Origin of the sequence: Facklamia hominis CCUG 36813 (assembly GCF_000301035.1) — a bacterium.
GTDB lineage: Bacteria > Bacillota > Bacilli > Lactobacillales > Aerococcaceae > Facklamia > Facklamia hominis.
The window spans coordinates 1,137,257-1,156,866 of sequence record NZ_JH932292.1 but is presented as its reverse complement, the minus strand read 5'-3'; the positions used below and the strand labels follow the sequence as shown (position 1 = coordinate 1,156,866).

The window sequence follows — 19,610 nt, the reverse complement described above, 5'->3', positions numbered from 1 at the left end:
GATGCTATACTCTCTATTGTAAAGTTAAGGAAAGGAAGTCAATAAGATGGAATTAAAAAAAGATGAAGAAATGAAGACTCTGTTATGGCGTAAAATCTTTACGGGAGTTAGTGGGACGGCCTTGGCTTTCTTATTAGCTACGGGTGTCATTCATCAGCAAGCGATTTTTTCACAAGAAAATGGCACGAATACTGTGCAAGTAAATGATCCTGCCAAGTTGACCGATGAAGAAAGTAAAATTGTTGAAACAGTTAAGACTGCTTCTGAGGCGGTTGTATCAATTGGAAATATGCAAAAGGTGAGTCAGTATTCTGGTATGAGTCCTTTTTCTGGTTTTCAGTCTCATCAGTACTTTATGCCTGACCAAAAAGAAAAAGACCTTCAGCTAGTTGCGGAGGGTTCAGGCGTGATTTATAAGATTGAAGACGGTAAGGCCTATATCGTGACAAATCATCATGTAGTGGATGGAGCAGATGGATTAAATGTTCAATTAAAGAATGGTCAAACTGTGGAGGGAACTTTAGTTGGTAGCGATAATTTATCAGATTTAGCAGTATTAACGATTGATGCTTCGGTAGCGACAAAGGCCTTAGAGTTTGCCGATTCTAACAAAATACAGGTGGGCCAAACAGCAATTGCGATTGGATCTCCTATGGGTAAGGAATTTGCGTCATCGGTGACCAAGGGAATTATTTCAGGGGTTAATCGTTCTGTGCCGGTTGATACCAACGGTGATCATCAAGCGGATTGGGACATGAATTTATTACAGACGGATGCTGCCATTAATTCAGGAAATTCTGGAGGAGCTTTGATTAATTCTGCAGGCCAATTAATTGGAATTAATTCTAGTAAATTAGCTAAAGTTGGGGTTGAGGGAATGGGCTTTGCGATTCCTTCGTCCGATGTTGTTGATATCATTTCTCAGTTGGAATCAAAGGGACAGGTAGTTAGACCGGCTTTAGGAATTAGTTATACGAGTCTAGATGTGGTTCATCCGGACTATCGTGCTCAAGTTATGGGATTGGATGAAGAGGATGTTAATGGAGCTTTCATTACCGAGGTGGCTAGTGGTGGTGCCGCTGATAAAGCAGGGCTTAAAGCTTATGATTTGATTACAGCTGTGGACGGTCAAGCAGTTGAAAAGACGAATGATTTGCGTAAACTTCTTTATCAACATCAAGTTGGAGATACTATTAAATTAAAGATCCGTAGAGGTAAAGAAGAAATGGAAGTGGATGTTAAATTAGATTCTGCGATTTCGAATGAGGAAGCGAATCCCTTAATGTCTCCAGAGGAAGAAGAAGAAACAAGCCCATTTTAGCTGATTATTATAAAGTTAAAATAGATTGATGGATCATTCAAATATGACAGATTATAATTTGAGGGAAGGACTATCGATGTGTAGTCCCTCCCTTTATCTTTTTTTATATTTGGGCAGATATATTTCTAAAGAAAATTGAACGTTTTGATATTTTAATACCCTGCTTTTAAATGTTATTCTATATATGTTATCTACATTGAAAGTTTTTATCAAATTGCGAATATGGAAAAAGTCGGTTTTTGTTGTTTGAATTGCATTTAATTTAGTCATGGTCCTTGTGGTAAGATGACTTTAAGTGCAAGAAAAGGGGTGTATTATATATGATGCAAATTGATATTGTGGCTGTAGGGAAGATTAAGGAAAAATACCTCAATAAGGGAATTCAAGAGTACCTTAAGCGTTTACAGGCTTATGCGAAGGTTCGAATCCACGAGGTTGCTGATGAAGCAACTGCAGAGTCGATGAGTCAAAAAGAGATAGACCAACTATTAGAAGTAGAAGCCAGTCGAATTAATCACTATATTTCTAATCAGCATACAGTGATTGTTTTGGCAATTGAAGGAGATTTAATTAGTTCAGAAGAGTTAGCCAGCAAGATTGAAAATTACGCAACTTATGGTCAGTCTAAGTTATGTTTTTTGATTGGAGGGTCACTGGGGCTTGCGGAAAGTTTGAAGAGGAAAGCGGACTGGCGGGTTTCATTTGGGCGAATAACTTTACCTCATCAATTGATGCGATTAGTTTTGTTAGAGCAAATTTACCGAGCTTACCGAATTGTCAATCATCAGCCTTATCACAAATAGTCTAAGGAGCTCACTGGATAGGCAATGTAACGTTCTTTAGTTTCTAAGAAAGTAACCTGCCCTAACGTTAAATCTTTAAAGTATTGAACAAACTTGTCCTTATTTTTTTGATCGACGAAGCAGAGTATTTGAACATTGGCTTGGTAGGTAATTTCTTCAGTATGAATCCAATTCTGATTTTTTAGTTCATATTCTACTTGATTAATAAAATGGTAGGGCAAGTTTACTTGGATACCTGTTTGCAGTCGTTGTTGGACAAGACCGAGTTCTTCGACGGCCTTTTTGACAGCTCCACCATAAGCTCGTTTTAATCCCGGAATTCCTAATAGTTGCCCTCCAAAAACCCGAGAGACAACGGCTGTTGTGTTGGTAATTGGATAGAGTTTTAGTGCTTCTAAAATTGGCAGACCTGCAGAGTTAGAGGGTTCGCCATTATCCCTAGCACGTTGGTTTTCACCACTATCTCCAACGATATAGGCAGAGGCATTCGTGCACTGTGGGTAGGTCTTTTTTATTTCGCGAATAAAGTGGTTCGCTTCGTCAACGGAGAGTGTTGTTTTAATATGACAAATAAAACAAGACTTTTTGATGATACTTTGACTGGATTGTCCTTCTCGAATTGTCAAAAACTCTTTAAGCATAAACATACTCCTTAGCTTGTTAGTTATCATAGTGTAGCATAAAAGGACTGCCTGTCGAAAGACAATAGGCAGTCCTTTATGGATGAAATTAATTATCTGACAACGAAAAACCATTTTTCATGCCATTGCTTGCTAAATATAAAATTCTTGCAAGCAGTTGATCCGTATCGGCTTGAGCCATATCAGCCATAGATTGGTTGGCTTCTTCAAGAAGTTTGATAAGCGCATTTCCAACGAGAGGTTTTTCTTGATAGGCTTGATCCGTTTTTGTAATTAAAGCGTGTCCTTTGGCTTGAAGTTTTTCTTGGTAGCGTCCAATTTCAGGTATACAAGCATCGAAATGAGCGTCTGCAAGAGCTGCAATTATCCGATTTACCCAGTAGAAATTATCAGCGGTAACACGTTGGCTGATATTGGCTAGATAATCAGGGGTCTTTTCAATGTTTGTATAAAATGGAATAAGCGCATTGAAGACGTTAGACCCTAAAGCAAGCCATTCGATTGATTGGATTGCCTCATCTTTATAAGGACGAATTTGTGTCACTCCTAAGAAGTTATTCCGATTAATCCCGATTGGACGATAAGGGGAGGAAGTATTTCCTTTAGCGTATGGATCATAAGGTGTCCCTTGATAATGATGAGATAGTGTGTATTTAATATCTTCAATCGTTATTTTACGTTCGGGCTGACGGGACCAGGGGATATTGTCGGAAATGGGACTATAATCTGCACGGCAACCTGTCCAAGTTGAGCTAGTCGGATTAAAGAATTTTTGAATGATCCATGCACGAGGAGTGTTATAAATATGATCGGAATCCGAATGAGAGCCAAACGCGTCGCGAGGATTTAACTGACCATTGAGGCTGAGATCAAGATGATTGTCTATAATAAATTCTCTTAAATCATTTGAACAAAGATGATTTTCCTGAGCACCAAAGGCGTCATCTAAATCAAAAGCATCGATTCCTAATTGGTTTGGCATGACCACGTAGGCATCATCTGGTACACGCTTAGCGATCCAGTGATGGCCACCGATCGTTTCAAGCCACCAAATTTCATGAACATCTTGGAAGGCAATTCCATTCATTTCATAAGTCCCATATTCGGTTAATAATTGACCTAATCGTTCAACACCTTCGCGGGCAGAGTGAATATAAGGTAAGACGAGAGTCACCATATCTTCCTCTCCGATACCACCAATAATCTCTGCGTGATCCTTGCTGGCTTTTTGGTACTTCACAAGCGGATCTGCTCCAAGAACCCGTTCATTACTTGTTAAGGTCTCGGTAGCGGTCATGGCGATATTTTCTTCATTAATACCACATGCTGCCCAGATACCTTTATCACTTAATCCGTCTGGCATTGCAGTATAACGTAAAGGATTTTCTGGGAGGGGAATTTTAACTTTTGAAATGACTGATTGATAAGTCTTAGGTTGATCTTCAGGGTGAACGACGATGAACTTTTTAGGGGTATATTCACCTGAAGGAGAATCCTCATTACGTGCAACCAGTGTTGAGCCATCATATGAAACGTTTTTTCCAACTAAAATTGTTGTACAAGCCATATTTGTAGTCCTCTTTTCTAATGGATTGATTCTATTATAGCTCAAAAATAAGCTCTCGCAAGTAAAAAATAAAGCGATTTCTTAAAAATAATATAAGAAAAAGGTTCTTGATTTTTGATTATGACAATAGTGTAACAGGCATACTACAATCTGTTTAAGCCTTGATAAATCTATTGTGATTAAGTTGGGAAAGCTATATGATGAATCTAAGAAAATTTCAGTTAAAAAAATAAAGAAAGAGTGACATATATAATGAATTTTAGAAAGAAAGCTTACTTGGTGTCAGGAGTACTACTCTTGTCAGTACCTACAGCGTTGGTTGCTGCGCATGATTGGGTGATTGACTCTTCTAATGCGATTTTATCTAGTTTCAACGAAGTACCTCAAGCGCAAGAGATGACATCAGCTTTAGAATCCTCTTCGAGCACGACTGAGATCTCTCATGAGAGTAAAGAAATGTTCACGGAAGAAGCGGCAAAGGAATCTGCAGTATCTTCCAAGGGGTCAGTCAATATTACCCCAATTAAAAAGGTAACGGTGGAACTTGTAGAGGAAAGTACCTCTGAAAAAACATCGGATTTTGATAGAGTTCCTGAGAAAGAAAAAGCGGATGAAAGTAGTCGTGTTTTAGAGCCTAAAACAAACGCTTCTTCTAATGTACTGTTGAATGCCGTTAAGGCAGAGGAGTTTCAATCTTCGGATACAAAAACTTCAAGTACAACTACTGTTGAGCCGGTAAAGACTACCGAACTTGCAACGACGCGTCAAGAAGTGATCACGACTTCACAAGAAGTAACTACGACTTCTCAAGTGGTTGAACCAACTACAACAAGTGTTGTGGTTAACGAGTTAACTACGACGCAAGAACCGGTTCAAGTTCAAGCACAGGAGCCAAAAACCACGACAGCGGCGATGACTACAACTAGTCAAGAGTCAACGACAACAACCCAAGCCCCAGTAGAGTCGACTACAACGACTCAGTTATTGGTTGAAGCAACAACGACGACCCAAGCGGTTGAACCAACGACAACAACTCAAGCACCTGTCATGAATTCAGCTAATGGAATGGATCAACCGTCTACAGCAGCATATCGTGACTATATTATCAATACTTACGGTTTGACAGTCGGTTCTTATCGTCCTGGCGATCCAGGAGATCATGGTAAAGGATTAGCGATTGATGTGATGGTACCAGTATCATCAGAATTAGGTGATCAAATCGCTCAAGAAGCGATTAATAATATGGGAAGTGCTAATATTAGTTATGTGATCTGGAAGCAACGTATTTACGGACCATGGACTAATGGACAATGGCAACCGATGGAAGATCGTGGATCAATTACACAAAACCACTTTGATCACGTTCATATTTCGTTTAATAATTAGAAGATTGAGAGAGGGTCTTTGACCCTCTTTTATTTTGGCTTTAGAGTAAGATTTTGGTATACTGGGAACACTTATTCTATTAGAACAGAAAATAAATTGATTTGAGGAACTAGAGCTTGGCTACTTGACCTATTGGCTCCAGATTTAAACAGGAGGAAACAGAGTGAAACTATATGTAAAGCAAAAAGTCTTATCTTTAAAAGAAGATTTTGATGTTTATGATCGTCAGAAGAAGCCTGTCTATCACGTTAAGAGTAAGTGGTTTTCCATCGGTCGGTCGATGAAAATTATAGATGTTAAAAGTGGTAAGCCTTTGGTGAGCGTGAAGCAGCAACTTCTGAGTATTTTTCCAACATTGAAGGTCTATTACGAAGGGCGTTATCTTTGCTCCGTCAAGAAAACATGGTCGCTATTTCGTCCAAAATATCAAATTAGTCGATTGAATTGGCGTCTGCAAGGGGATCTCTGGCAGCATGATTATCGTTTGAAGGATCGTAAGGGGAATGATTTAGCTAAGATTCATAAACAGTTTTTAGCTTGGTCGGATACCTTTGAAATGACAATTTTAAATCAGGAACTAGATCCTGTTATTGTGGTAGCGGTTATCCTAGCTATCGATATGGTGATGGATAATGACAGTTTGAAAACTTCGAAGTAAGTATAAAAAAGAGCCTCGAAAGGCTCTTTTTGTTTTACTAACGATTAATCTTTAAAGATTGTTTGATCCATATCAAAAGCTTTAACCATTGCATCATCAGCGTCTTTAATATCGACGGTTTTGATGAGCTTGCCTTGAACGATTACTCGGTTAGCAGTGAGGTCGGGACTATCACAAGTAATCAAAGTGACAATCGGTTCACTCGTTGGGTTAAGAACTTCGGTGGTTGTTTTATGAACCGTCATGACGTTGTATGTTTGGTAGACATAGATTTTATCTAAGTCAGTCAAATAGATTAATTGACCTTCCTTGGCGTGCATTAACGGGGCGAATAGAAGGTTTGGTTTAACGGAGTGGTGACTTGATAAAATATAGTTGGACTGTCCCATTACTTGATCGGGTCTTAGGGTTCCGGCTCCATAATACATACCAGCATTGGTTGTTCCTTTATTAATGGGCAAATTAATCTTTAAATCAGGAATCGCAATACCGCCAATGACCGGGAGTTTTTTAGGGTTTACTCCGGATGTGATGACTTCAATGGGATCGATAGCTCTGACTTCATTGATGTCGAAAGTAACATCTTTTTGTTGATTAGCTAAAATTTGTTCCCGCGTTAAACTGGAAGCCGTGATCGCTTGTGAGTTCTTGGCAATGAGGTAGTTTTTAATCGGGTTGAGTGATAGTAGGGCTAGGGCAAAAAGAATTAAAAGCACTCCGATAAAGGTCGTGAATGAGAATCTTTTTTTCTTTTTATGACGATAGCGGCGTGATTGTCGGTTAGCTAGAGGAGCTTGTTTTTTCATTAGATACCTCCGTTATTCTTTTTTGTTTTCTTAGGACTATTATAACATCTTTTTTAAAATAAAAGCGGCATCTATGTAAATTTCCGATATTTAGAATAAAGTCTTCACATATTTTTCACTGGATTCTCAAACTATAAAGCGGTATGATTAGACTAAATGATTTTATTATAGGTGGTTAGAGTCAGGAGGACGGTATGAGTAAGGCAAGTGGATTTTTTAGAGAACTTTTATCCTGGATAGTTTATCTCGTTCTTTGGATGGGAGTAATCTTTGCAATTTATCATTGGGTAGCACAGCCTTTTCAAGTAGATGGATCTTCGATGGAACATACACTCGAAGATGGACAGAAGCTATGGATGGTTAAATTGGCCTCGATTGATCGGTTTGATGTGGTTATTTTCCCAGAACCGATGCCTGCCCAAGGTGAGAAGCCTCGTCTCTATGTCAAGCGGGTGATTGGGATGCCCGGAGATACGATCGAAGTCCGAAATGACCAATTAGTGATTAATGGCCAAGCTATGGAGGAGCCCTATCTTAAACAAAAGGCTACAGAATATTTCCAAGAAAAGGGCGACGTTTTTACACAGGATTTTTCTTTAGAAGCATTGACTGGTCAAGCCACTGTGCCTGAAGGTAAATTATTTGTGATGGGAGATAATCGACGTAATTCTCTTGATGGGAGAGCTTTTGGCTTCATTAATGCAGAGGATGTCCTAGGAGAAGCGGACTTCATTTATTGGCCTTTATCAGACATAGGTCTATTGAAGAATTATGAACTTAATGAAGCAGGTACGGCTATTATTAATCCTTAGACAATCAGACTTGCTCATTTGCTTAAACTTGTTATAATAAGAACGAGGATAGATTAGTAGATGTCAAATGGAGTCAGCAAGAGGCAGTTGATGTGAGTGTCTCCCCTCTTTGCCATCGAACCTGCTATACGTGTTATTTATATAGGTGGCCCCTTTATCGCTAAGAGCTGGCATATTATGCAACTAAGGTGGTACCGCGGAGTAAGACTGTGCTTCGTCCTTAATCGGATGAAGACAGTCTTTTTATTTTGGAGGGAAAAGAATGGTAACAAGAAAAGAAGATTTTTCAAAGTGGTATTTGCAGACAATTCAAAAAGCAGATTTAATGGATTATTCACCAGTTAGGGGTTGTATGATCTTTAAGCCTAATGGCTTTGAGATTTGGGAACATATCCAAGAATGTTTCAATCAGAAATTAAAGGCTGAAGGGATTCGGAATGCTTATTTCCCAATGCTCATTCCTGAGTCTTTCTTTACACGGGAAAAAGATCATATCGAAGGTTTTGCCCCAGAATTACCTTGGGTAACCGAGGCAGCTGGTGAAGCGTTGGAAGAAAGACTGGCCCTACGTCCAACTTCTGAAACGATGATTGGGGATGCCTTTTCAAATTGGATTAATTCTTATCGGGATCTTCCTTATGAAATTAATCAATGGGCTAATGTGTTCCGTTGGGAAAAACGAACGCTTCCGTTTTTAAGAACTTCTGAATTTTTATGGCAAGAAGGGCACACTGCTCATGAGAATGAGGAAGATGCTAGACAGCGTACCATGAAGATGTTAGCTGCTTATCGTGATTTATCTGAAGAATTATTAGCTATGCCTGTTTTTGAGGGAGAGAAAACGCCTTCTGAACGTTTTGCTGGAGCTGTTCAAACTTTTTCAATTGAATCGATGATGCAAGATGGTAAGGCGGTTCAAGCGGGTACTTCGCATTATATGGGGACGAAATTTGCGGAGGCCTTTAATATTCGCTACTTAAATCGTGATAATGAACATGTATATTGTCATACCACTTCTTGGGGGATTTCAACACGGTTGATTGGGGCAATGATTATGACCCATTCAGATGACCAGGGCTTGGTATTGCCTCCAGCAGTAGCTGCCCATCAAGTGATTATTATTCCGGTAGGACCTAAGAAAAAGTTGGCCGAAGTAACTGAAAAAGCGCAAGAACTCTTACAGGAATTAAAATCTGCGGGTATTCGTGCTAGCTTAGATGATTCGGATAATTCGGCTGGGTTTAAATTTAATGAGTGGGAACTCAAAGGAGCTTGCTTAAGAATTGAAGTCGGTCCAAGGGATTTGGAACAAGGCCAATTTGTCTTGAAAGCCCGTGATGAAGCTGACAAACAAAGCTATGATCTAGCAAACTTGGTAGACCAGGTACAATCTTCATTGACAGCAATGCAAGAACGGTTATTGACTAAGGCCCGTCAACGTAATCAAGAAAATATCTACACGGATATTGAGACGTTAGACCAACTTCAAGCTCATATTGAAAAGCAGCGTGAAAACAATGAGCCGGCAGGATGGGTGTTGGCCGGTTGGGATGGAACTGAAGAAAGCGAAGCTAAGATAAAGGAATTGACCGGTTTTACGACTCGAAACATTCCTTTTGATCACTACTTCCAAGGAGAACACGCTTTACCAAGAAAAGAAAAATGTATTGTGACAGGTAAGCCGGCTAAAGCAACTGTTTGGTTAGCGCGCGCCTATTAATCGGTATATTTGGAAAGGAAGTCAGCATGAAAAGTTTAGCGGTAGATACCTCAACCAATGCTTTATCGCTCGCTTTATTTCAAGATGATCAACTGGTACTTGATCAAACTTATCAATTATCAAAGCAACATGGGCAAACCCTGATTCCTTTGGTGAACCAGCTCATAAAGAATGCTGGCTGGTCGCATGAATCGATTAAGGCTCTATATATTGGAAGAGGTCCGGGCTCTTACACCGGTATGCGGATTGGAGCAACTTTTGCTAAAACATGGGCGGTCGCCAAGTCGGTTCAACTATATTCTTTTTCTAGTTTAGCCGCTATGGCTAGTCAAATTTTAGATCATGATGCTCAGGCTTTAGTATTACCTATTATGAATGCTAGAAGGCAAAGTGTTTATGCTGGGGCTTATACATGGCGCGATGGCTACTTACATTCCATGCTCGAAGAAGGGCATTTTGATTTTGAATGTTGGTTAAAAGATCAATTGCTTCCGTTAGTGAACGGTAAAGGCTACCGTAGGATTTATTGGGTCATTGATCAAGCGGGGGACCTTACTCCGCTTATTCATGAGCATCTCTTAGAATGGGACGGAACTTATCAAATCATTGAGGGACCTTCAGCACTAGTTACTCTTCAAAGATTACCATTTTTACCGACTAGCTTAGTCAGTGATCCAAATCTGTTCGTGCCTTTTTATGCGCATGAGAGCTTGGCTGAGCAAGAATGGGCTCAGAAACGGTCAGTTGAATTAGGTGCCAGTGAACAAGAAAGTTATGTGGAACAAACGGATGAAACCGACTTGTCTTAATAATTTTTTTAAATTTAACCAAGGGGTTCACCACCCTCATATGAAAGCCTTGGAAGCTTCTATTAAAGCTATGGCAGAAGGAGAAATGGTATATAAGCTTGCTAAACCGAATCAGCAAGATAGTATGATTAGATTGCGTTTAGCGACTTATGAAGATCTTCCTCAAATGGTTGAGATGGAAGGGAAGGCATATCAGGGTTATCTGGCTTGGGACTTGAAGGACTTTGAGCGTGATTGGAAGTATAATCGAAATTTGGTGTATTTGGTATTAGAAAAAAGTAATCATTCTGATTATCCTCTGGTCGGGATGATCACCGGTCGATTCGTGAAAGATTATAGTCACATCAGTCATTTATTGCTGTTACCGGAATATCAGGGTGTAGGCTTGGGTCACTCTATGCTAGAGTATTGGTTAAAGGCTAGTCGATACTTGGGGAAAAAATACACAACTTTAGAGGTTCGAGAATCGAATAGTCAGGCACAAAAATTTTATTACCAACATGATTTTATGCAAATTGGTAAAAAAAACTTTTATTACGATGATGGTGAAACAGCCCTCTTGTTAAAAAGATTCTTGTAAGGAAGATACAGTATGTTTCAAATATTTTATCAAGAACCTCCTCAGTGGATTCAGACCTACATTGAAGAAAACAACCAGATCTTTTCTTGGACACCATCAATGACTAAAGAAGACCTAGCCTTAGACTATAGTCATTTAATTGTGGCGATAGAGGATCGAAAAATAATGGGATATTGTGGTTGGCACCAAGTGCTTGATCAAGCAGAAATAACATATATTTTTGTAGACCCTAGTTGTCGCAAACAAGGGGTTGCCAAAGGATTGCTGCAAGCCATGGTGGATGAATTAACGAATCAGTCGGTTCAATCGATTTACCTTGAAGTACGTCGTCAAAATCTAGCAGCACGATCCTTGTATCACCAGGCTTGTTTTAATGTGCTGGCTTGCCGAAAGGATTATTATACAAGCCCATTGGATGATGCCTTGGTGATGCAGTTGGATTTAGTGAGGAAGGGGTCTTGAAATGAAAGAAGATCAATTAATTCTAGCAATTGAGTCGTCCTGCGATGAGACAAGTGTGGCGATCGTTAAAAACGGGGAGGAATTATTAGCTAATATTGTAGCTTCTCAGGTGAAGAGTCATATGCGCTTTGGGGGCGTCGTTCCAGAGGTTGCAAGTCGCCACCATGTAGAACAGATCACGCAAATCCTAACCATGGCTTTAGAAAAAGCCGGATTAGATAGTGTGGAGAAAGTGGATGCGATTGCTGTGACTCAAGGGCCTGGCTTAGTGGGCCCGTTACTTGTTGGTATAACCGCAGCTAAGACCCTCGCCTTTCTATATGATAAGCCTTTAATTGGGGTCAATCATCTAGCTGGGCATATTTTTGCAAGCCGCTTGGTGTATCCTTTGGAATATCCTCTTTTATCCCTGATTGTAAGTGGGGGACATACCGAGTTAGTTTGGATGGAACATGATAACGACTTTCGAGTTTTAGGAGAAACATTGGATGATGCGGTGGGTGAAGCCTATGATAAAGTAGGCCGGTTGATAGATTTACCCTATCCTGCTGGTAAGCATTTAGACCAATTGGCACATGAGGGAGATGCTAAGTTTTATGATATTCCAAGAGCCCTATTGGAAGAAGATTCTCTAGATTTTTCTTTTTCTGGGATGAAATCAGCAGTCATGAATACGGTGCATAATCTTCACCAAAGAGGTCAAAGCGTTAATTCTGTAGACCTAGCGGCCTCATTTCAAGCAGCGGTAATAGAGGTGTTATTGACCAAGGTTGATCGAGCTATGTCAATGAATCCCGCGGCAAAACAATTTGTTTTGGCAGGAGGCGTAGCTGCTAATTCAGGTTTGCGCTCAGCGCTTGAATGCTTATTCCGAGAAAAATACCCTCAAACAAAACTGTTGATTCCACCTTTGTCTTTATGCGGGGATAATGCAGCGATGATTGCAGCAGCAGCTTATCCATTATATTTAGCAGGAGATTTTTCAAGATTAGATCTAAATGCACGACCAGATATGGATTTCCGCGATGAGATAGATTAAAAGAAATTTAAGTGAGTTACAATAAAAAACGTTAACCCCCTAAGTTAGGAGGGTTAACGTTTTTTAGATAGTCAATCCGGGGTTTTCCGCTTCGAAATCTTCCAACGCAAGAGTCGCAGTCTCCCACTTTTCCAACGCTTGATCAATATTATCTTGACAAAGTTTTAAAGCTTGGTCGAGTTTTAAAAGTTGGTCTTGATCATTAGCGTGGGAGGCTTCGATCATCTTTTCGTGAAGTTTTTGTTTTTCATCTTCAAGTTGATCATTGTCTTCGAGAGCTTCTTCCACGGCAGTTAATAATTTCCGGTATTCTCGTTTAAGTTGTTTATTCTCTTCATAGCTATTTATCTTAGAGGGTTTTGCGATAGGTGAGGCTTCTTTACTTTGGCTATTCTCCTGAAAGGCGGCTTGTTCTTTTTTCTTTGCCATATAGTAATCAAAATCACCTAAGTAGAGAGTTCCTCCGTCGGGATGAAGTTCAAAAACTTTTGAAGCAATGCGATTGATAAAGTAGCGATCATGTGAAACGAAGAGTAAAGTGCCATCGTATTCAATAAGGGCTTGTTCTAAGACCTCTTTTGAATCAATATCTAAGTGGTTGGTGGGTTCGTCAAGAATCAAAGTATTATCATGATCGCAAGCGAGTAAGGCTAGGGCTAAGCGAGCCTTTTCTCCTCCGCTTAATAAGCTGACTTTTTTATCCACACTATCTGAATCAAAGAGAAAAGAGGCTAGAATTGATCGGATTTTCCATTCATCGGTTGTATCGTGTGCCTGCCATAGGGTTTCAAGAACGGTTAAATCACCATCGAGTGCATTGACGTTTTGAGCATAATAGCCGTAGTCAACATTACTACCGAAATTAACCTGCCCGGCTTTTGGGGGGAGTAGACCGATTAGGGTTTTTAATAAGGTCGATTTTCCAATTCCGTTTGGGCCGACAATGGCGATAGCATCTTGCTTGCGTAAGTCTAAGTCGATCCCATGACTGAGAGGAGGGACATTCGGATAGCCAATGGCGAGCTCTTGGCATTCAATAACCCGTTCGCCAGACTCACTCATTGTGGAAAATTGAATACGTGGTGCTTGCTTGTCCTGGAGAGGTTTATCGATTCGCTGCATTTTATCTAACTGTTTCCGACGACTTTGGGCACGTTTGGTCGTAGAAGCACGGACAATATTCTTTTGGATAAAGTCTTCTAATTTAGCAATTTGGCTTTGTTGTTTAAGGTATTCTTTCCATTCTTTAGCTTGCCGTGTTGCTTTTTCCTCTACATAGTAACTATAATTTCCCTTATAATGATGGAACTCTTGGTGACGTAATTCATAGACCTGATTGACCACGTTGTCTAGGAAGTAGCGATCATGAGAGACAATTAGAAGGGCTCCTTGATAGGTTTGTAGGAAGGACTCTAACCAAGCCAATGTTTCCATATCAAGATGATTGGTGGGTTCATCAAGGATCAGTAAATCGTAATCCTTGAGAAGTATCGCCGCTAAAGCAAGCCTTGTTTTTTGACCGCCGGAGAGGCTTTGAATGGGACGGTCATAATCTTCTTCTGTAAAGCCAAAACCATGGAGGACTGTCCGGATGTCGGATTCAATTTGAAAGGCATTTTTCTCTTCAAGAGCGAGATTGAGTTGGTCATATTTTTTTAGGGCTTCATGGTATTGGGGACCGTCGATAAGCCCTTCTTTAGCTAATAGACTCACTTCGTCTGCGGCTTGTATAGCTTGCTCTCGTAGTTGTAACTTATCTTTAAAGACACTTTCCATTTCTTCCCAAATGGACTTGGGGGAATGGAGAGCGACATGCTGTTCTAAATAGCCAATTTTTAATCCCTTGGCTTTAGCGATGTGACCGTTATTAATGGGTTCTTGCCCCATAATTTGTTTGAGTAAGGTCGATTTACCGGTTCCGTTTCGTCCGACTAATGCGATACGGTCTCTTTCTTGAATTGAAAAATTAACCTTTTCATAAAGAGTTTCATCGCCAAAGCGTCGACTGACATCATGAGCTTGAAGTAAAATCATCGCCGTCATCCTTTCTAGTAAGATTTATTATAGCATGTTTCCCGAAAATCATATAGATTAACTAGATAGAAGCATGAATTGAAATTGGCAGAAGTATCAAATGATGATATACTAATAAATAGAGAATGTTAATAAATAATGATGATTTATCAAAAATTTAGAATGGAGGCGAACAATGACTCAAAAAATACCAAAGGCAACTGCTAAACGTTTGCCAATTTACCACCGTTATTTAAGATTTTTGTATAATGCGGGCAAAGATAGAATTTCGTCTTCTGAATTAAGTGAAGCAGTAAAAGTAGATAGTGCAACGATTCGAAGGGATTTTTCGTATTTTGGTGCATTGGGCAAAAGAGGCTATGGCTACGATGTAGAATATTTATTGCAATTTTTCTCTAAGGCTCTAAACCAGGATCAATTGATCACGACGGCTTTAATTGGTGTTGGATCTTTGGGAAATGCTTTGCTAAACTATAATTTTCGCAAGTCAAATAACGTCCGTATTGGATTGGCTTTTGACATTAACCCAGATCTTATTGGTAGTAAACATGGTCAAGTTCCGATCTACTCGATGGATGAGATGGAGGAGCAATTAAAGAAGAATCAAGTGAAAGTGGCGATTTTAACGGTTCCTCAAGAGGTAGCTGAACAAGTGATGGAACGCCTGGTTGAAGTAGGGATAAGGGGAGTATTGAATTTTACGCCACTTCGTTTTCAAGTTCCTGACCATGTTCGGGTTCAGAATGTTGATTTAACAAATGAGTTGCAGACCTTGATATATTTTATTAATCAGGAATAGTAGCGAAGTAGGGAGAAATCGTAAAAAATTGAGAGACCGCGATCATAGGATCGGGGTCTTTTTTCTTTGGAGAGAAGGGCAAACATTTCCCTTGCTTTTTAGAAAGTCATCTACTATAATAAAGATAGAGGTTAGCACTTGACGATTAAGAGTGCTAACCCTGGAATGAAGGATGAAAAATGGAGGGAACACAATGTTAAAACCATTAGCAAAACGTATTGTATTAAAAGCCAAAGAAGCAGAATCAACAACAGCCAGTGGCTTTGTATTACCAACTGCTGCTCAAGAAAAACAACAAATCGGGCAAGTAGTTGCCTTAGGAAATGAAATTGAAGAAAAAGACGGTATTAAAGTTGGCGATCAAGTGATCTATAAGTCTTTTGCAGCAACAGAAGTTAATGATAATAATGAAGACTTTGTTATTATTGAACTTAAAGAAGTTCTAGCAGTTGTTGAATAGTCAAATAGAGTAGAGGAGAGAGATTATGGCTAAAGAATTAAAATTTTCAGAAGATGCACGTGCAGCCTTACTTCGAGGCGTGGATATTTTAGCAAATACAGTTAAAACAACCATTGGTCCTAAAGGACGAAATGTGGTTTTAGATAAAACTTATGGATCTCCATTAATTACCAATGATGGAGTGACGATCGCTAAAGAAATCGAATTAGAAGATCGTTACGAAAATATGGGAGCTCAATTGGTTCAAGAAGTCGCTTCAAAAACAAACGATATCGCAGGTGACGGAACAACAACAGCGACCGTATTAACTCAAGCGATTGCCCGCGAAGGAATGAAGAACGTTACTGCAGGGGCAAATCCAATTGGTATCCGCCGAGGAATTGATAAAGCGACTCAAACAGCAGTTAAGGCGCTCAAAGAATTATCGCAACCTGTTTCTTCGAAAGAATCTATTGCTCAAGTAGCAGCTGTTTCATCGGGTGAAGTGCGTATTGGTGAATTGATTGCGGATGCGATGGAAAAAGTAGGTAATGATGGAGTCATCACTATTGAAGATTCACAAACGATTGACACTGAATTATCTGTTGTAGAAGGGATGCAATTTGACCGTGGTTATCTATCACAATATATGGTAACGGATAACGAAAAAATGGTTGCGGAATTAGAAAGTCCATATGTCTTTATTACAGATCGTAAAATCTCTAATATTCAAGATATCTTGCCATTGCTTGAATCAATTATGCAATCAGGTCGTCCACTCTTAATGATTGCAGAAGATGTTGAAGGAGAAGCTTTACCTACATTGGTGTTGAACAAATTACGTGGTACATTAAATGTAGTTGCTGTAAAAGCACCTGGATTCGGAGATCGCCGTAAAGCAATGTTAGAAGATATTGCTGTTTTAACGGGAGCAACTGTTATCTCTGAAGAATTAGGCTTCGAATTAAAAGATGCTACGGTTGATCATCTTGGAAAGACCGCGAAAGTGACTGTTACAAAAGATAACACAACCATTGTCCAAGGTGGTGGAGATTCAGATAAAATTCAAGAACGCGTTAAATTGTTACGTAAACAACTTGAAGAAACCACTTCAAGCTATGATAAGGAAAAACTTCAAGAACGCATCGCTAAATTAGCCGGTGGTGTTGCGGTGATCAAAGTAGGTGCTGCAACTGAAACCGCTCAAAAAGAAATTAAATTAAGAATTGAAGATGCTTTGAATGCAACTCGTGCAGCAGTTGAAGAAGGAATTGTTCCTGGTGGGGGTACAGCTTACTTAACCATCAAACAAGAAGTTGAAGCAACTGAAACTGAAACTGATGATGAAGCAACTGGTGTGAAAATTGTTGCTCGTGCTTTAGAAGAGCCAATTCGTCAAATCGCTCAAAATGCTGGTAAAGAAGGATCAGTAGTTGTCAACGAAGTTCTCAACGCAAAGAAAGGTACAGGATATAACGCTGCTACAGATAAGTATGAAGATATGATTCAAGCAGGAATTGTTGATCCTACTAAAGTTACTCGTTCTGCCTTACAAAATGCTACTTCAGTTGCTGCTCTTCTATTAACGACTGAAGCGATTGTTGCAGAAATCCCTAAAGATACTCCTGAAGCAGCAGGACCACAAATGGGTGGCATGATGTAATCAGGCTTTCATAGTAAATGAATTTAAGAACTCAAGGACGTAAATCGTCCTTGAGTTTTTTAGATTTAATCCCTTTATGATACAATCTATGGTATGATGGAATTATAAAATAGATCAAGGAGTTACCGCTAATGAATCCACATTCTAATCGTCTTAAATTTTCAGCTTTAGCAGTTGCGGGATCAGCTGCTTTGGCTCTTTCTGCACAAACCGCTCATGCTCAAGAAGTTAAAATACATAGCGTGGTACATGGAGAATATTTACAATTAATTGCTGATCGTTACGGTGTGACCGTGGATAATATAAAGCAATGGAATAATCTGTCTTCCAATTATCTTTTTACAGGGAATCAATTAATCGTTAGCCAGCCGCAAGCGTCAACGACTGAACAGGCATCGGTTCAACCTAGCAATCAATCGACCAGTACAGTTACTCAGTCCCAACCTCAACCGACTGGGACTGGAATGACAGCGGCCCCTCAATCGAGTGGGGATTATACGGTAAAGGCAGGAGATAGTTTATGGGCTATTGCTAACAAGTACGGAACAAGCATTCAGCAACTTAAACAATGGAATAATCTTTCTTCGAATTTTATCTATCCAGGTAAGCAACTGGCTGTTCAAGTAAGTACTCCAACAAAGAATAATCAAGTGGCTACTGACACTAAAGTGAATAAGCCATCTGTTCAGCCAACGCAGCCAACTTCTGCCGCAAAAAGCTATGTCGTTCGTCCTGGTGATAGTCTATGGGCCATTGCTACTCGTCACGGTGTAACCATTCAGCAGCTAAAGCAGTGGAATAACTTACGCTCGAATTATATTTATGCGGGTAATCAATTGCGTGTTAGTCCAGTAATATCAACACCTAGCCCCAATAATCAGGCTAACCCAACACCTTCAAAACCGGTGGTAACTAAACCATCACCATCGGTTACTGCGAATGTTTATACAGTGAAGCCTGGTGATAGCCTATGGGCAATTGCGACCAAGTATGGTACCACTATTCAAAATATTAAAACATGGAATAATTTAAAATCAAACTATATCTATGCAGGCAACCAGCTTTATGTGAAGCAGCCTAACACTAATGCTAGTCCAACCCCTGACAAGAAACCGACCGTTTCACAAAACTCAGGTAATCATCAAGCACCAACTCAAGCAACAACTCAAGGGCCAGCTACTTATACCGTTAAAGCGGGAGATAGCTTGTGGGCGATCGCTACCAAGCATGGTATTACCATTCCAGAATTGAAGCGCCTTAATAATCTAAGGTCCAATTATATCTATCCAGGAAATCAATTGGTCGTTAAGTCTGGAAAAACAACGCCTAATGTGAGTCAACCTAGTCAACCTGCTAGCCAAACTCCACAAAAACCGGCGGCTCAAATAAGTCGATCAGTCTTTATTGATGCAGGTCACGGAGGTGCAGAAACCGGTACGGATAATTTTGGCGTCAAGGAAAAAGATTTAAACTTAAAGATTGCACGCCAAGTCTCAGATCGGTTAAGAGCCCAAGGTTATTCGGTTTTTGAGACACGTAAAAATGACCGCTTTGTCAGTCTAGAAGCACGGAATGCTTTGGCAAACGACCTAAAGACGGATATTTTTGTATCGATTCACCATAATGCGATGCCAGCTAATTTGGCAGGTTCTGCAAAAGGAATCGTCACTTTGTATCATGATCGCTCAGTTGATTGGCCAGGCTTTATGACGCCAGAAAATCAAACAAATGAAAAATTAAATGAGAATAAACGATTGGCCCAAAGTTTACAAAATGCCTTAATCAATGAAACCGGTGCTAAAAATATGGGAGCAAGGCCGCAAAATCTTCATGTCACTCGTACAACTGACATGCCTTCTGCTCTAGTCGAGCTTGGATTTATGGATAATTATTCCGAATTTAAACAAGTTACGAATTCGGTTTATCAAGCTAAATTGGTAGACGGATTAGTAAAAGGGATTAATCACTTCTTTGGACGCTAGAATATATGTAAGAGCTGCTATTAAGAGGCGGCTCTTTTTTGTAATTGACTTATGACGTTTCAGTGACAATATGTAGAATAAGTTTTTTT

At 39.7% G+C, this 19,610-nt stretch carries 18 protein-coding genes; 14 read left to right on the top strand and 4 right to left on the bottom strand.

The window, feature by feature from the left end:
- Positions 1-46 precede the first annotated feature (46 nt).
- Complete coding sequence (locus HMPREF9706_RS05330) at positions 47-1,321, top strand: S1C family serine protease (RefSeq protein ID WP_006908350.1); 1,275 nt, start codon at positions 47-49, stop codon at positions 1,319-1,321.
- A gap of 320 nt (positions 1,322-1,641) precedes the next feature.
- Entirely contained in the window at positions 1,642-2,124 is a 483-nt protein-coding gene (rlmH, locus tag HMPREF9706_RS05325) for a 23S rRNA (pseudouridine(1915)-N(3))-methyltransferase RlmH (RefSeq protein WP_006908349.1), read from the top strand.
- Here rlmH and HMPREF9706_RS05320 read toward each other — a convergent pair.
- Both HMPREF9706_RS05320 and HMPREF9706_RS05315 read right to left on the bottom strand, forming a co-directional pair.
- Positions 2,115-2,765: an IMPACT family protein gene (locus tag HMPREF9706_RS05320; RefSeq protein WP_006908348.1), complete on the bottom strand. Its 651-nt coding sequence runs from the start codon at positions 2,763-2,765 to the stop codon at positions 2,115-2,117. The two genes, rlmH and HMPREF9706_RS05320, sit on opposite strands and share 10 nt — an antisense overlap.
- Positions 2,766-2,853: 88 nt before the next feature.
- Positions 2,854-4,332, bottom strand: coding sequence for a C69 family dipeptidase (locus HMPREF9706_RS05315; protein ID WP_006908347.1), 1,479 nt, complete (start codon positions 4,330-4,332; stop codon positions 2,854-2,856).
- 297 nt (positions 4,333-4,629) lie between these two features.
- Here HMPREF9706_RS05315 and HMPREF9706_RS05310 point away from each other — a divergent pair, with 297 nt between their 5' ends.
- Positions 4,630-5,718, top strand: a complete 1,089-nt coding sequence (locus HMPREF9706_RS05310) for a hypothetical protein (protein ID WP_231285855.1) — start codon at positions 4,630-4,632, stop codon at positions 5,716-5,718.
- Between the two features lie 163 nt (positions 5,719-5,881).
- Complete coding sequence (locus tag HMPREF9706_RS05305) at positions 5,882-6,376, top strand: LURP-one-related/scramblase family protein (protein WP_006908345.1); 495 nt, start codon at positions 5,882-5,884, stop codon at positions 6,374-6,376.
- A 44-nt stretch (positions 6,377-6,420) separates the two neighbouring features.
- On the opposite strand, the gene HMPREF9706_RS05300 is transcribed toward HMPREF9706_RS05305, so the two are convergent.
- Positions 6,421-7,182: a class A sortase gene (locus tag HMPREF9706_RS05300; protein WP_006908344.1), complete on the bottom strand. Its 762-nt coding sequence runs from the start codon at positions 7,180-7,182 to the stop codon at positions 6,421-6,423.
- Positions 7,183-7,376: 194 nt separating this feature from the next.
- Between HMPREF9706_RS05300 and lepB the strand changes: the two genes are divergently transcribed.
- The 6 genes from lepB to tsaD all read left to right on the top strand — a co-directional run bounded on the left by lepB (position 7,377) and on the right by tsaD (position 12,604).
- A complete protein-coding gene (gene lepB, locus HMPREF9706_RS05295) occupies positions 7,377-7,994 on the top strand; it encodes a signal peptidase I (protein WP_006908343.1) in 618 nt (205 codons plus the stop codon).
- 262 nt (positions 7,995-8,256) lie between these two features.
- The gene (gene proS / locus HMPREF9706_RS05290) at positions 8,257-9,714 is read left to right on the top strand and encodes a proline--tRNA ligase (protein ID WP_006908342.1); all 1,458 of its coding nucleotides are present in this window, start codon (positions 8,257-8,259) and stop codon (positions 9,712-9,714) included.
- Between the two features lie 26 nt (positions 9,715-9,740).
- Entirely contained in the window at positions 9,741-10,523 is a 783-nt protein-coding gene (tsaB, locus tag HMPREF9706_RS05285; RefSeq protein ID WP_006908341.1) for a tRNA (adenosine(37)-N6)-threonylcarbamoyltransferase complex dimerization subunit type 1 TsaB, read from the top strand.
- A complete protein-coding gene (locus tag HMPREF9706_RS05280; RefSeq protein ID WP_006908340.1) occupies positions 10,504-11,103 on the top strand; it encodes a GNAT family N-acetyltransferase in 600 nt (199 codons plus the stop codon). The genes tsaB and HMPREF9706_RS05280 overlap by 20 nt, the downstream gene beginning before the upstream one ends.
- 12 nt (positions 11,104-11,115) lie before the next feature.
- On the top strand, positions 11,116-11,565 hold the full coding sequence (gene rimI, locus HMPREF9706_RS05275) for a ribosomal protein S18-alanine N-acetyltransferase (protein WP_006908339.1): 450 nt from the start codon (positions 11,116-11,118) through the stop codon (positions 11,563-11,565).
- Position 11,566: 1 nt separating this feature from the next.
- Positions 11,567-12,604: a tRNA (adenosine(37)-N6)-threonylcarbamoyltransferase complex transferase subunit TsaD gene (gene tsaD / locus HMPREF9706_RS05270; protein WP_006908338.1), complete on the top strand. Its 1,038-nt coding sequence runs from the start codon at positions 11,567-11,569 to the stop codon at positions 12,602-12,604.
- Between the two features lie 63 nt (positions 12,605-12,667).
- On the opposite strand, the gene HMPREF9706_RS05265 is transcribed toward tsaD, so the two are convergent.
- Positions 12,668-14,638 carry an ABC-F family ATP-binding cassette domain-containing protein gene (locus HMPREF9706_RS05265; protein WP_006908337.1) on the bottom strand — a complete coding sequence of 657 codons (1,971 nt, stop codon included), beginning with the start codon at positions 14,636-14,638 and terminating at the stop codon, positions 12,668-12,670.
- A gap of 175 nt (positions 14,639-14,813) precedes the next feature.
- On the opposite strand from HMPREF9706_RS05265, the gene HMPREF9706_RS05260 reads away from it, so the two are divergent.
- The 4 genes from HMPREF9706_RS05260 (at position 14,814) to HMPREF9706_RS05245 (ending at position 19,521) form a co-directional block, all read left to right on the top strand.
- A complete protein-coding gene (locus HMPREF9706_RS05260) occupies positions 14,814-15,437 on the top strand; it encodes a redox-sensing transcriptional repressor Rex (RefSeq protein ID WP_006908336.1) in 624 nt (207 codons plus the stop codon).
- A 193-nt stretch (positions 15,438-15,630) separates the two neighbouring features.
- Positions 15,631-15,897, top strand: a complete 267-nt coding sequence (locus tag HMPREF9706_RS05255; RefSeq protein WP_006908335.1) for a co-chaperone GroES — start codon at positions 15,631-15,633, stop codon at positions 15,895-15,897.
- A 25-nt stretch (positions 15,898-15,922) separates the two neighbouring features.
- The gene (gene groL, locus HMPREF9706_RS05250) at positions 15,923-17,539 is read left to right on the top strand and encodes a chaperonin GroEL (protein ID WP_006908334.1); all 1,617 of its coding nucleotides are present in this window, start codon (positions 15,923-15,925) and stop codon (positions 17,537-17,539) included.
- A gap of 131 nt (positions 17,540-17,670) precedes the next feature.
- A complete protein-coding gene (locus tag HMPREF9706_RS05245) occupies positions 17,671-19,521 on the top strand; it encodes a LysM peptidoglycan-binding domain-containing protein (RefSeq protein ID WP_006908333.1) in 1,851 nt (616 codons plus the stop codon).
- Positions 19,522-19,610 lie beyond the last annotated feature (89 nt).